The following is a 13,511-nucleotide window of genomic DNA, read 5'->3' on the forward strand; positions in this document are numbered from 1 at the left end:
CAAAACGAAACTTGGAACATCGAAGGTATTGGAAATGATGCAAAAATTTATATATTTGACCGTTACGGAAAATTGTTAAAGCAAATAAGTCCAGGAGGAACAGGTTGGGACGGTACTTACAATGGTAATGCTATGCCAACTAGTGGCTATTGGTTTACAGTAGAGTACAACGAACCTTTAACAGGTGAACGTAAAGAATTTAAAGCCCATTTTACCTTGAAACGATAAACAAGATCTTTCAATTATAGAAAAGTCTGAGCATTACGTAATGCTCAGACTTTTTTTATAAGTTATCTGTAATGAGTCTGTAAAATTATTAAGGTAAAAAAAGTATGAAAAATAATAAAAGTTAATCTCTCTAATATAATTACAAACGCTCTATCAGTTTTTATAATTTTAGTGACGCTACATTAGAAGTTGTAAATCCGATTAGAATGTTATTTATAAAGACATGTTTTATATTAGTCTGTTTACTTTTTTTAAGCAGTATCAAACTTATATGGCGTCTACTGGTTTTTCGTTGGGTAATAGTTAAAAGAAGTTTAGAATATTATATTTAAAAATGATACAGAAAAAAGCCTAGACATATGTACTGTTCAGGCTTATTTTAAGAAACACGTTATTAGATGTTAAAACCAACAGTGAAAACAAAGTCTGTAAATTTTGATTGGATTTCTGCCGAATCCGTCAACCCTTCATTGTATAATTGATGGTTTATATCGCGTTTCGCTTGACTAAAGGCCAAGTCTAAATTTAGATTTCCAAAACTATAACCAAAGCCAAGTGAATATCCATTAAGATCACCATAAAAGTCAGTATTTTCATAAGGACTTTCTTCAATACGATAACCACCTCTAAAGCTAAGTTGTTTGTATCTGTATTCTCCACCGAAACGATACGACGCTGCAGATGTTAAACGATTGTTGATGTCATTATTTATACTAGAGAACAAAGCGTTAGACGTTGGTTTAAATTTTGTATTACTATAATCTTTAAGGGAATAATCAAAACTTAATAAGCCACTCTTACCAAAAACATAAGCTAAACTACCTGTTAATTTACCAGGTGTTTGTAATTTATATTCTTCATATACGTTAATTACATTAGGATTAATAATTAAACCTAGATCTGAGCCACCTTCTTGTCTTGTCGTTTCCAAATACTGCGATGTCTCGTCCGAAATTCTATACCATGTTGGTGAGTTGTAAGATAAGCCGAGCCTAAATTCTTCAGACAATTTTGCAATACCTCCCAATTGAACCGAAAAGCCACTTCCCGTTGTAAGCAGGTTATTTTCAAAATAGACATCAGTCACTATTGAACCTGGGTTAGAATTTGATTCTTGCAAAAATGTAGTGCGTTCAAAATCTATAAAATGAGAATTTAAATTTATTCCAAAATAAAATTTATCGTCGTAACTGGTCGCAAAATTAAATGCTAATTTACCATTGTAGCCTCTACTGGCATAGGAATATCGCTGTGCGTAATCGCCACCTACTATAGTCGAATTATAAAGATCAGTATTCGCATCTCCATCAGGGTTTATAATAAATCCTTCATATCCTAAAAAAGCTTGTTGGTGTTGAAATCCAAATAATGAACCGATCTCCGAATAGGCTTGGGAAAAGGACTCTTCAGATAAAACTGAAATATCATTTAGTGGTAAACCGTTGGCATTAGCCACAAAATAAGATCCAATAGTATTGTTAGGGTTTACACCGCTAGCTATCCAATCAGTATCAAAATCTGAAGTTCGATCATACGCCACACTCAACGAAAATTTTTTCCACGGGGAATTTGAGTTTGTATTATTAAAAATAAAAGCAGCCCCCAACTGATGTAAATCAATGTTTGAATCGGATGATGAATTATTTCCATTAAAATAATTAGTATCGTTATTTCTATCAAATAAACCTGCCGATATAGAAGCATGACTATTGTTAAAAACGGCCGAACCAGCTGGATTGATATTAACGCTAGACATATCACCACCCAAAGCTCCAAAAGCACCGCTCATAGCTTTAAATCTTGCTGTGCCTTGTAAGTCTTCAGTAGAATACCTTACGGCATCAGTAATGTCTTGAGCTAAGATATAAGACGTGCTTAATAAGCCTATGCTAAGCATAAGAAACTTTTTCATAAATAATTTTTTAAAATTTGGAATTAAATAAAATGTTTACCCTCGGCCTCTTCGGCTATTACTAGAAGAACTACTACGACTACCACTACTAGATCTAGAATTACTAGATGACCTTACACTTCCTGATGAAGATCTTGAACTTCTTGAGCTAGAAGATCTTACTGACCCAGAAGATCTTGCACTTCTAGTAGGTGTTGATATTCTACTACTAGAACGGGTTGATCTCGTTGACCGGGTTGTTGTAGGTCTAGTACGAATTGCTGCAGGTCTTGATATTCTTGAATTAGAGCTAGATCGGCGAACTGAAGGTTGTGCTGTACTTCTACTTCTAAGAGTTCGTGTATTAGAATTAAATCTTGTACTTGTGCTTCTTGAATAATTAGACGTGGCAGAATTAGATGATCTGCGTATAGTAGAAGTCGTTCTAGATATGGCAGAATTGCCTCTACCAGTGCGACTCAAATTATCATTATAGAGTAATGATCCTCTCCTCGAATTGTTATAAGCAAATCTATTATTAGATCTGTAATAACCATGATTCCATCCATAATTAGTATAACCGTAACCATAATGCCATGGGGAATGATAACCATAACCGTAATAGCCGCCATAAACCCAAGGATTGTTCCATCCCCAATTATCATATCCATATCTCCAAGGTCTGTTCCATCTGTAGTGACCGTATCCATATCCATAACCAAAACCACCATTTATTAACCACGGACTGTTATAACCATACCAACCGTTATCAATAAAATTAACGGTAACAGTGTTGTTATTTTGTCCCCAACCACCGTAAGCCGGTTGTTGCTCTGTTGTCTCCGAAGAGGATTGAACATAGTCACTTTCGTAAGAGTCAATATCGGTAAATACTTCGCTTTCTTCTTTTATGGCTTCAACCTCTGCCGTGTTTTCTGCAAAGTAGTTTTTATAATAATTTGAATTATCTGTTGAAGTGGTTACAACTGGGGTTTCTGTATCGTCATTGTCATATTCATCTGTAGAATAAATGCCATCATTATCATAACCTGCGTATTGAAACGATCCACAAGAAGTTAACACAGTCGCTAAACCAAGTGCAACAAAAAATGGCAATTTTTTAGTAAATAAATTTTTAAATTGCATAACTCTTTTTTTTATTGTTGAACATAGTAAAAATAGTTAGTTTTGTTGAACTATTTAATACATTTAACATAAGCACAACATTTGTGCCAAAACACTGAAAATGAGCAAAAATCTTACGAGTAGAGCTGAAGATTATTCAAAATGGTATAATGAACTGGTGGTAAAGGCTAATTTAGCCGAAAATTCTGCAGTTAGAGGTTGTATGGTTATCAAACCTTATGGTTATGCAATTTGGGAAAAAATGCAAGCAGAATTAGACAGAATGTTTAAAGAAACAGGACATGAGAATGCCTATTTTCCTTTATTTGTGCCAAAAAGTTTATTTGAAGCTGAAGAAAAGAATGCGGAAGGTTTTGCTAAAGAATGTGCAGTCGTTACCCATTATAGATTACAGAACGATCCTGATAATGAAGGTAAATTAAGAGTTGATCCCGAGGCTAAATTAGAAGAAGAATTGGTGGTAAGACCTACAAGTGAAGCTATCATTTGGAACACTTATAAAGGATGGATTCAAAGTTATAGAGATTTACCAATATTAATAAATCAATGGGCTAATGTAGTGCGTTGGGAAATGCGAACGCGATTATTTTTGCGTACGGCAGAATTTTTATGGCAAGAAGGCCATACGGCTCATGCCACTAAATCTGAAGCATTAGTAGAGGCTGAGCAAATGAATGATGTGTATGCTGTTTTTGCAGAAAATTTTATGGCTATCCCAGTTATTAAAGGTGTTAAAACAGAAAGCGAGCGTTTTGCTGGTGCGGTAGAAACGTATTGTATAGAAGCTCTAATGCAAGATGGAAAAGCACTGCAGGCAGGTACTTCTCATTTTTTAGGACAAAATTTTGCTAAGGCGTTTGATGTTAAGTTTACCAATAACGAAGGCAAATTAGATCATGTATGGGCAACTTCATGGGGAGTTTCTACACGATTAATGGGAGCTTTAATTATGACTCATAGTGATGATAAAGGATTGGTGTTACCGCCAAATTTAGCGCCATTCCAAGTGGTTATTGTTCCTATATATAAAAATGATGAACAATTTATTTCTATCTCAGAAAAAGCTGAGTCTATAATAAAACAATTGAAAGCTTTAGGGATTAGTTGTAAGTTCGATAAAAGAACGACGCATAGACCAGGTGCTAAATTTGCACAACATGAATTACAAGGAGTTCCTTTACGTATTGCAATAGGACCTAAAGATTTAGAAAATAATACGATTGAATTAGCTCGACGCGATACATTAACGAAGGAGATTGTTGCGATGGATGAATTAATCTCTACGGTTAAGGATCTTTTAAAGATTATTCAAGGAGAATTATTTCAAAAAGCAAAAGAATTTAGAGATGAGCATATAACTACGGTTGATGATTTTGAGACGTTCAAAAATGTTTTAGAAACCAAAACTGGTTTTATTTCTGCACATTGGGATGGCACTATAGAAACAGAGCAAAAGATTAAAGAGCTGACTAAAGCCACAATACGATGTATTCCTATGCAGAATAAAACAGAAAGCGGAAAGTGCGTATACAGCGGAAAACCGTCTAATCAACGCGTGCTTTTTGCTAAGGCTTATTAATTTTTTTTAAAAAAAAATTACTTTGGTGTTGCAAAAGTAAAAAATAGTTGTATTTTTGCATCCGCAATGGAAACGTTGTTGGTTCATTTAAATAATAAAAATACCAAAATGGCCCGTTCGTCTATCGGCTAGGACGCATGGTTTTCATCCATGTAAGAGGGGTTCGATTCCCCTACGGGCTACAATTTTAATAAGGAATAAGGAAAAATATAATGGCAAATCATAAGTCAGCTTTAAAAAGAATTAGAAGTAACGAAAAGAGACGTGTACTTAATAAGTATCATCATAAAACAACGCGTAATGCAATAAAAAAATTACGTGAACTTACTGATGCTAGCGAAGCACAAAAAATGTTGCCTTCGGTACATAGTATGATAGATAAATTAGCTAAAAAGAATATTATTCATGCTAACAAAGCTGGAAACTTAAAGTCACAGTTAACTAAGCATGTCGCTGCAATTTAATTGTAGTTTCTACTAAGATATTAAAGTCTTTCCAATTGGAAAGACTTTTTTGTTTTCTGGTATTTCCTTCTTTTGGCTCTTTTACTAAAAATTACGATCGTTGTGATGATAATAAGAGCAATGCCTAATAACCAAAATATTAAATTCGATGTTGTGTTGAAATCGATTGGGGTAGTATCTCCTATTAAAACTAAACCAGCCCAATATTGTGGTGCTATGGTTCTCCCTTCGGCAGATGCAATATAATCTAGTTTGGCTTGTTGTAGTGCTTCGTCCTTTGCTAAGCCATTATCAAGATGACTGTAAAACCTTTCTATAATTATAGAGCTAGATTGTTCATCTATTTTCCATAAACTTGTTAATATGCTTTCGCTACCTGCATAATTAAAGGCATGTGCTAAAGATATCATACCTTCCCCAGCTTGGTGTGTGGGTTTACCTGTTTCGCAAGCCGTTAAAATTGTGAGGTTAGAGGATAAGTTTTGATTATATATTTCGTAAGTGTATAACGAATTATCTTCTGATGAAATCGTATCATTGACATTTTTAGCAAAAATTAGTCGAGATAATTCTGGAGATATATTATTAGATTCTGCATGAGTTCCGATATGAATAATTTTATGCTCTTTAGCTTGTTTTGTAAATATCTGTTTAGACGCTTTTTCGTTTAAAAAAGACCTGCCATTGAAACGTTTTGAGGACTTCTTAGCAAGATCCATGGCAAATGGTTGAGGCAATAATGTTAAATAAGTCTTGTCTAAAATGAGTGAATCTGTGATGGTATACCGATAATCTAATTTCATTTTAGAATTAAACTCTGGAGCAAATGCTATGAAATCAGCCTCATAAAATTTCGTTTTTTTGGAGTTGTGTAATAATAGTAAACTGTAATTGTATGATATGTTATATTTTGCGAGTAAACTAGTTGCAGCTAATTCTCTAAAAGAGGCTATAGGATTAGAAATTAAAGTCTCAAAACTTAAATTAAAGAGTTCGCCATCTGGAATAATTATAACATTTTTAGAATTAATTTTTTCTGCAAATGGGTTCCATAATTTATTAAAGAGCGCATTATAAATTGTACTTATTTCTGAAATATTAAATTGGTGGTGTTCTATTGAGTAGATTAAATCTTTAAGATTATTTGAGTCTAATTTGTAAATATTTCGGTCTGATTTGGTTACAACAAAAGCATATAAATCGTCTTCTATAAACAAATAACGTACAACTGTTGTCTGATTAGAAATATTATCTTGTAATTTATCCAAGGGTTTCTCGAGTATGGCATAACGCATTTTGTAATATTGAGGATAATGCTGTTTTAAAGTATCTAAAAAAATAGTCCACTGCTTACGGGCTTTAAAGAAATCATCGATATCATTATCTAATGATTGCGCGAGTTTGTTTCTAAGTTTTTCTTCACGTTTTATTTTTTCTTCTGGAATATTCAAAAAATTGATATTCTTCCTTAAATTTAAGTGGAGTCGTATTCTATTGTATATTATGGATTCGTGTAAACTAATTAGTTTATTTAAATAGTTCTTGTTTTTTGTTAAATAATAGAGTTCTAAGTAAATTCTCTTGCTAAATGAGATGATTTCTTTATTGTTTTCTAAATGCGCGTTGATATTATCAATAGATACGAAAATAGATTTCTTTTGCTCGATACTTGTGAGCGCTGCAGTGGTGGTTTTAAGTAGTTCTTTTAAGAATAGACTGTCTCTGGTTGGTGCTAAATAATATTTAGATTTTGCATTAATGAGTAAAATTTCAGCTTTTTTATCTTCAATTTGTATTTTATTATATCCCTCTTCCTTAGTGTTGCTATTATAGATATTTAAGCTATATTCTGTCCATTTTAAACTTTCTTCGTAATCCTTAAGCTTTAGAGCAACACGAGCTAAGGTTACCAATAATTCATTAGTTAAGTAATCATTTTCACCATTCTTTTTCAAGAAATAGTGGTAAGGTTCTTTTAAGGTTGTATAGGCTTTTTCTTTATCATTTATTTCAGCATATGTGAGTGCTAAATTCATTTTGCTATACAATCGGTTTGTATCATATTCCCCCGAATTAGATTTTATATAATACTCATCACTAAGTGACCAATACGTTATAGCTTTATTATATTGTTTTGTTTGATAGAAATTAGTCGCATATGCATTGTACAAAAAAGCATGAAGCTGATCGTTTTCATCAACCATGTCTCGTAAACAAACATCGGCCTTATTAAGATATTTTAAAGCTTCATCATACGCTTTTATTGTATTTTTTATTTCGGCCAGATTGAGTGCTGCCATAAAATATTCTTGGGAATTATGGTCAAAATGTTGCTCTGCATGCTTATATGAGAGCTCGGAGATTTGTTCAGATTTTGTAAAGTCTCCAAGATCATTATATAGGCTAGAAAGATTAGTATAGCCAATACCGATATTTCTTTTAACTCGCGGAGCTAATGGATGATTTGTTGCTTTTTTTAGAAAGGTTTTACTTAAGGTTATAGACTCTTCCACTAAAGTTTTAGCTTGTTCGTGTTTGCCTTGATTTAGATACATTAAAAACAAATTACCTTTTATAGCGGCAGGAAGATAAAGCTGATTTTCGTAATTTTTTTCTAGAAATTTCACATGGTCTAGTGCGGCTTCAAAATAATAGATAGCGCTATCTTGTTTTGACGAATAATACATGGTTGCCCCCATTAAGTTATAAACTCTGGCGGTAATTTTATACTGTAATTTTGGTGATTTTTTTATAATTTGTACCGCTTGTCTAATATGTTGCTCTAACAACGCAATTTTACCTAATTTCATGCCATAATCTCCTAGGTAATATTCCGAAATTAATAGGTGTTCATTAGCTTTTAACTTTGAAGCGTGGTTTCTGGCTATTAAAGCGTAATCATAAGCTTTTTGGATGTTGTTAAGTTCAAAATATAATTTGGATAGGTTTATATTTGTTTGGTACAGAGTGTTCGCATCCTTTGTGTTATTCTGAATTAATGATGCTAAATGTTCGCTTACAGTGTTGGCGTTGACATCTTTATTTTTTAATAATTGAATTTTCCCCACTATATACACATATCTAGCTAAACTATTGTATCTTTTTTGAGCTATTAAATTAGCTGTTTGCTCATTTATTTCTAATTCTGCTTTTTCTATAGAATTACGTTCTAGAAGTGTTTGAATATTTGATATACCGCCAATTGAATCATTTTGCGTAAACGCTTGTTTTCCAATCAAAATGAAAGAAAAAAGCATAAAAAGCCTATAACAATTATAAAATCGTTTCATAATCAGTGCATTAAATAAAAACAAGTTAATCGTTCAGTTCCGATAAAAGGGCTTTGCTATTATCTATCGTTGAGTGTTGTAAATTGGATTTTGCTTTGTCTAGATCATTAGATTTTAAATAGGCCAAACCTAAATAATAATATGCATCGTTAACCAATGCAAATTCTGAGTTTTTTGTTACTTTTTCTAAAAACGAAATCGCATTGTGTTCTTTCTGGTTGGCCAAATGTGCTACACCAATGAAATAATTTAAGGTATCGTTATTTATTTTTATGTTTTGCAAACGTTCCCATTTAGAGATAGCTGTGTTATAATTTCCTTGTTTATAGTCAACCATAGCTTCATAAAATTTATAGTTGTCAGAACTACTCATTGTAGTTGGTAATCCAGGATCTGGAGTAAAATATTTTGAGTACAGTTGGTTATTAAGATTACCACTTATTATCCAAAAACTACCTGCAGCAATAACAAGTGTAGCCGCTATTACGAGTCGTTTCCAATTAAAATTATAAATTTTAGAATCGTTAACGTTGTGCTTTATATTGTGACTTTCAATGTCATTATGAAATTTATTTAACTGTTCTTTTAATGTCTGGGCTTCAATACCCATTATAGTAATTTTAAGTTCTTCAACCTTAGTTTTGAAATCCGAGTCATTATTTAAACGTTGATCAAAGTCATGTAAATCAGAATCATCCAGCCAACCATTTAGATATTTTTCTATCTGTTCAAATTCGTTTTGTGATAAGTGAGGTAGGTTCATTGTTGCTAAATATCAATTTTTAAAAGCTATTTCTCTAAGTTTTTGCATACATCTGTATTTTTTATTTCGAGTAGATGCAGCATTTAAGGCCAATTCCTCAGCAATTAAATTCAAAGATTTTTTTTCAAAATAAAACTTACGCAATAAGCTTTTACATGCCTCGCCTAAATTTTTAAAAGCATGCATTACATCTTCTAATCGTTTATCTTTTAAAATGTCATCGTCAATATCATTATATTCTTCTGCTTTAATTTCAAAATGCTTTAATCGTGATGTTACAATAGTTTTTTTATAACCTTGCGATCTCAAAACATCCAACCATTTATTTTTAGCAATTGCGTATATATAACTATTAATAGAAGTTTCGCTCTGTGGTCTGAATTTATTTTGTTTAACATTTTGCCAAACGGCTAAAAATGCTTCTTGATAAATATCTTTAGCCTGATCTTTAGAGCCATTGTTTTTTAATATAAAAATTTCAATTTTGGGATAATTATACCTGTAGATTTTCTTTAGTATAATAGGATCATTATCCTGAATGGCAAGTATGACTTGACGTTGGGAATCGGTTTTAAATATGTTTTTCATATTATTAGCTAAACAGAATAAATATACGACTAATTCATTTTCTTTCAAATAGTTACGTTAGTAAATAGCTTTTTGTCGGCGAATGTTTTAAATAAACCCGTAATGGTACATAAATTGAATTCACAGTGGAAACTGCGGCAAAAGCAGTGGTTTTAATAGATTTTAAAATTAGTTTCTGCAGCAATATAGAATGAAGCAATTAAAAACTTTATAGGTACAATCATTATAAATATTAACTTTGCAGTAAAACATGTAAGATGCACAAAGCTGGTTTTGTAAATATTATTGGAAATCCTAATGTTGGTAAGTCGACATTGATGAATGCGTTTATAGGTGAAAAGCTATCTATAATCACCTCTAAAGCGCAAACTACGAGACATAGAATATTAGGTATTGTAAATGGTGAGGATTTTCAGGTGATTTTAAGTGATACGCCGGGAATTATTAAACCAGCTTATGAATTACAAGAATCTATGATGGATTTCGTAAAATCGGCTTTTGATGATGCTGATGTGCTGATTTATATGGTTGAAATAGGAGAGAAGGAGTTAAAGGATGAAGCCTTTTTTAATAAAATAACCAATTCTAAAATTCCTGTTCTACTGTTATTAAATAAGATTGACAAATCTAACCAAGAGCAATTAGAAGAGCAATCTGAGCTGTGGCAACAAAAGGTTCCTAATGCTGAGTTTTTTCCTATTTCTGCGACGGAAGGATTTAATGTTCAAAATGTATTTAATAGAATAATCGAATTACTACCCGAATCTCCGGCCTTTTATCCAAAAGATCAATTAACCGATAAACCTGAACGTTTTTTTGTAAATGAGGCCATTAGAGAAAAAATCTTAATGCATTACAAAAAAGAAATTCCGTACGCTGTAGAGGTTGATACCGAAGAGTTTTTTGAAGAAGACAATATTATAAGAATGCGTTCTGTAATTATGGTTGAGCGCGAAACTCAAAAAGGAATTCTCATTGGCCATAAAGGAACCGCTTTAAAACGTGTTGGAGTGGAGGCTCGAAAAGATTTAGAAAAATTCTTTGGTAAGCAAGTGCATTTAGAGTTATATGTAAAAGTTAATAAGAATTGGAGGAGTAACCAGAAGCAATTACGTCGTTTTGGATATAATCAGAAATAGTAAGGACATCTTATTCGCAATAGTTTTTATTTTTAACAGATAATGGTTGAGTGATAATCGCCGCTATAATTTTTTAATCTTCTACCTTTATTATCTTCTCATTTTTTGGTAGAATTAGCTACTCAAGCTAATAGGCATAGGTATTTAGTAGTGGCTTGTTTTTCTTTATGTCGTAATAATGAGCTTGTATTGAATCCGAAAATAACTGCTAATTTGGGCATTGTGAGCCATATATAAAATCGTTATAATAATTATATAATACGCATCTAGAATGCTACGAAATTATTGGAATGAAAAATGGAGACAGATTGAATATGAAGACAAGATTTCCAAAAAAGAAAAGTTAAAATTTCAAATTACTGCAGAATCATAAATTGCAAAACCGATGAAGAGTTTTTCGAAAAAGAATACTTTATAAATAGATATTAAGATTTACCTATTAAACAAAAAAAGAACGGAAAACAGATTAGTAGGTATGTCCATAAACTTATTGCTAATCAATTGTTTTTTTAAAAAAATCACGGCGTTTGTATTATTCACTTTTCAATTACGACAAAACCAACAATCGGTTAGAAAATTTAAAATGAGCGACCAAAAATTATTAAACGTCAATCAAATAACGAAAAAATAGGTTGACTATGATAGCAAAACGATTCAGGGAGTCTGAAATGAAAATTACAGAATTAAAACAGAGGAAAATTGGGGTTCTGTAACGGTACAGAAAGATGAGTCACATACGGTTAATTAATTCTTAGTTACAAACCAATTTACAAAAGTAACGTAACTATTAAAATTGATTTTTTTGCTACGATAAGGCATATACGACATCGCCAAATAATAAAATAAAGCTTAACTTCTTAAATAAAGTCACAATTTTAAAGCCATTCATTCCTAAATTTGCAAGAGTGAAAATAAAGTTAGAAATAAAAAACGTTAATTCAATGCTGTTCATATTTGGACTAGCATTCTTGCTTATAATTTCTCCGTGTAAAATTAGAAATTTTATTCAGGCTGAATTTGGTGTTCCTACGACGCAAGTTTTAAACAAAAGTCAATCAGTACTTTCTCAATCTAATTGTCAGACGTTTAATGAGTCTATTCAAACTATTTCTAAACAAACGATTGAGCAACCTGATTATCTCACATCAGAAGCTTATAATTTTGAATTTCTAATAAATTCATCTAATAATTCTTTTTCTCAAGGAACGTTAAAAAAACGACAGGTTGCGGATGTTCCTTTATACATTTTATATCAAAATATTCAAGTTTATATGTAATTGATTTTTCGATGAGTTAACATTAAAGCAGTTAAAAGACTGCATTTTATCAATTACAAATAATAAACATGAAAAATATAAAAAATGATGCAGGGCTGTTAGCTTTAGCATTAAGATTGGTAGTGGGATGGACTTATTTTTCCGCTTTTTGGAGGAGAACTGCACTAGCCAACAAACTAGACCCAGAAGCCGCAGGATATATCGGTGAAAAGTTTAACGCTTTTTTACCCAACGCCTTAGGTATAAAACCCCTAATTCAATATCTAGTAGAAAATCCAGATGCCCTTTGGATTAATATGGTAATTTTCACGATCATTGAAGGTGTTGTAGGTTTATTCATTATGTTCGGTTTGTTTACCCGAATAATGAGTATAGGTGTTTTTGGACTTGCAATGGGCATTCTATTAGGTTCAGGGTGGATTGGCACAACGTGTCTCGACGAATGGCAAATAGGAGTGCTAGGAATCGCTACAGGATTTGTCTTATTTTTAACTGGAAGTGGAAAATACTCTGTGGACAATTATTTAGTTAAAAATAATAATACAATTACTCAAACGAAATGGTTTGCTTGGTTTGGTTCAGGTTTAATACCCATAAAAGAAAGTGTTTTTTCCAAAGTTGTTTTATTTGGTTCTCTATTTATTTTAGGAATGACATTAATGACAAACCAAGTATTTCACGGTGGCTTGTGGGGAGCCCTTCATAATAAATCGGTAAAACCAAAACTGGAAATTACCGAAGGAAAAATAGTGAATAATATATTAAGCTTTGATATATTTAGAACGGAAGGTGTGGACGTATATGGCGCTTGGGTAATTGGTATTGAATTGTTTGACGACAAAAAAAGTTCAATCCTAGAATATACTCAAGATGATTTAGCCATACTTAAAGATAAGAGTATTTCAAATTACTATGTAGCTAAAATAAAACCAGGTAAACATAGTCTCATTGTTCCATTAGGAGCTAAAGCCAAATTAAACTTGAATAATGAAGTTTTAGCAACATTGCCAAACGGAACCTATACACTCAAAATTACTGACATAAGTGGTGCTTTTTGGGAATATAAGATTGTAAAATAATAACAGTTATCCATGTGTCAAATCAATAACGGTTCGGGTATAAACTCGAGCCGTATTGTATCCCACT

11 protein-coding genes and 1 tRNA gene are annotated in these 13,511 nt (G+C 32.1%); 7 read left to right on the forward strand and 5 right to left on the reverse strand.

Annotated elements, in window-relative coordinates; genetic code table 11:
* Positions 1 to 228, forward strand: a 228-nt coding sequence (locus tag QMA06_RS15125; RefSeq protein WP_290207748.1) for a T9SS type B sorting domain-containing protein, incomplete at its 5' end; no start/stop codon positions are given.
* A 394-nt stretch (positions 229 to 622) separates the two neighbouring features.
* On the opposite strand, the gene QMA06_RS15130 is transcribed toward QMA06_RS15125, so the two are convergent.
* Together QMA06_RS15130 and QMA06_RS15135 are read right to left on the reverse strand one after the other, a co-directional pair.
* Positions 623 to 2,140: an OmpP1/FadL family transporter gene (locus tag QMA06_RS15130; protein ID WP_290207749.1), complete on the reverse strand. Its 1,518-nt coding sequence runs from the start codon at positions 2,138 to 2,140 to the stop codon at positions 623 to 625.
* A 36-nt stretch (positions 2,141 to 2,176) separates the two neighbouring features.
* Positions 2,177 to 3,265 carry a hypothetical protein gene (locus QMA06_RS15135; protein ID WP_290207750.1) on the reverse strand — a complete coding sequence of 363 codons (1,089 nt, stop codon included), beginning with the start codon at positions 3,263 to 3,265 and terminating at the stop codon, positions 2,177 to 2,179.
* 100 nt (positions 3,266 to 3,365) lie between these two features.
* On the opposite strand from QMA06_RS15135, the gene proS reads away from it, so the two are divergent.
* From proS to rpsT, 3 genes are all read left to right on the forward strand, one after another.
* Positions 3,366 to 4,844, forward strand: coding sequence for a proline--tRNA ligase (proS, locus tag QMA06_RS15140; protein ID WP_290207751.1), 1,479 nt, complete (start codon positions 3,366 to 3,368; stop codon positions 4,842 to 4,844).
* A gap of 110 nt (positions 4,845 to 4,954) precedes the next feature.
* Positions 4,955 to 5,026, forward strand: a tRNA-Glu gene (locus tag QMA06_RS15145).
* A 30-nt stretch (positions 5,027 to 5,056) separates the two neighbouring features.
* Positions 5,057 to 5,308, forward strand: coding sequence for a 30S ribosomal protein S20 (gene rpsT, locus QMA06_RS15150; protein WP_290207752.1), 252 nt, complete (start codon positions 5,057 to 5,059; stop codon positions 5,306 to 5,308).
* Between the two features lie 20 nt (positions 5,309 to 5,328).
* Here rpsT and QMA06_RS15155 read toward each other — a convergent pair whose 3' ends face one another.
* The 3 genes from QMA06_RS15155 to QMA06_RS15165 all read right to left on the reverse strand — a co-directional run bounded on the left by QMA06_RS15155 (position 5,329) and on the right by QMA06_RS15165 (position 9,997).
* Positions 5,329 to 8,547 carry a CHAT domain-containing protein gene (locus QMA06_RS15155; RefSeq protein ID WP_290207753.1) on the reverse strand — a complete coding sequence of 1,073 codons (3,219 nt, stop codon included), beginning with the start codon at positions 8,545 to 8,547 and terminating at the stop codon, positions 5,329 to 5,331.
* Positions 8,548 to 8,623: 76 nt separating this feature from the next.
* On the reverse strand, positions 8,624 to 9,361 hold the full coding sequence (locus QMA06_RS15160) for a tetratricopeptide repeat protein (protein ID WP_290207754.1): 738 nt from the start codon (positions 9,359 to 9,361) through the stop codon (positions 8,624 to 8,626).
* A 12-nt stretch (positions 9,362 to 9,373) separates the two neighbouring features.
* Positions 9,374 to 9,997 (reverse strand): RNA polymerase sigma factor, encoded by a 624-nt coding sequence (locus tag QMA06_RS15165; protein ID WP_290207755.1) that lies wholly within the window; start codon positions 9,995 to 9,997, stop codon positions 9,374 to 9,376.
* 209 nt (positions 9,998 to 10,206) lie between these two features.
* On the opposite strand from QMA06_RS15165, the gene era reads away from it, so the two are divergent.
* The 3 genes from era to QMA06_RS15180 all read left to right on the forward strand — a co-directional run bounded on the left by era (position 10,207) and on the right by QMA06_RS15180 (position 13,444).
* Positions 10,207 to 11,088, forward strand: a complete 882-nt coding sequence (era, locus tag QMA06_RS15170) for a GTPase Era (protein ID WP_290207756.1) — start codon at positions 10,207 to 10,209, stop codon at positions 11,086 to 11,088.
* Positions 11,089 to 12,029: 941 nt separating this feature from the next.
* Positions 12,030 to 12,365, forward strand: a complete 336-nt coding sequence (locus QMA06_RS15175; RefSeq protein WP_290207757.1) for a hypothetical protein — start codon at positions 12,030 to 12,032, stop codon at positions 12,363 to 12,365.
* Positions 12,366 to 12,433: 68 nt separating this feature from the next.
* On the forward strand, positions 12,434 to 13,444 hold the full coding sequence (locus tag QMA06_RS15180) for a TQO small subunit DoxD (protein ID WP_290207758.1): 1,011 nt from the start codon (positions 12,434 to 12,436) through the stop codon (positions 13,442 to 13,444).
* The last annotated feature ends 67 nt before the right edge of the window (positions 13,445 to 13,511 follow it).

The sequence above is a fragment of the Winogradskyella bathintestinalis genome, assembly GCF_030407435.1.
Classification (GTDB): Bacteria; Bacteroidota; Bacteroidia; order Flavobacteriales; family Flavobacteriaceae; genus Winogradskyella; species Winogradskyella bathintestinalis.

Excerpts from the sequence above, each read along its gene's own strand:
- QMA06_RS15130 (WP_290207749.1), bottom strand. The coding sequence starts at position 2,140 with ATGAAAAAGTTTCTTATGCTTAGCATAGGCTTATTAAGCACGTCTTAT.
- era (WP_290207756.1), top strand. The coding sequence starts at position 10,207 with ATGCACAAAGCTGGTTTTGTAAATATTATTGGAAATCCTAATGTTGGT.
- QMA06_RS15135 (WP_290207750.1), bottom strand. The coding sequence starts at position 3,265 with ATGCAATTTAAAAATTTATTTACTAAAAAATTGCCATTTTTTGTTGCA.
- QMA06_RS15175 (WP_290207757.1), top strand. The coding sequence starts at position 12,030 with ATGCTGTTCATATTTGGACTAGCATTCTTGCTTATAATTTCTCCGTGT.
- QMA06_RS15160 (WP_290207754.1), bottom strand. The coding sequence starts at position 9,361 with ATGAACCTACCTCACTTATCACAAAACGAATTTGAACAGATAGAAAAA.
- proS (WP_290207751.1), top strand. The coding sequence starts at position 3,366 with ATGAGCAAAAATCTTACGAGTAGAGCTGAAGATTATTCAAAATGGTAT.
- QMA06_RS15180 (WP_290207758.1), top strand. The coding sequence starts at position 12,434 with ATGAAAAATATAAAAAATGATGCAGGGCTGTTAGCTTTAGCATTAAGA.
- rpsT (WP_290207752.1), top strand. The coding sequence starts at position 5,057 with ATGGCAAATCATAAGTCAGCTTTAAAAAGAATTAGAAGTAACGAAAAG.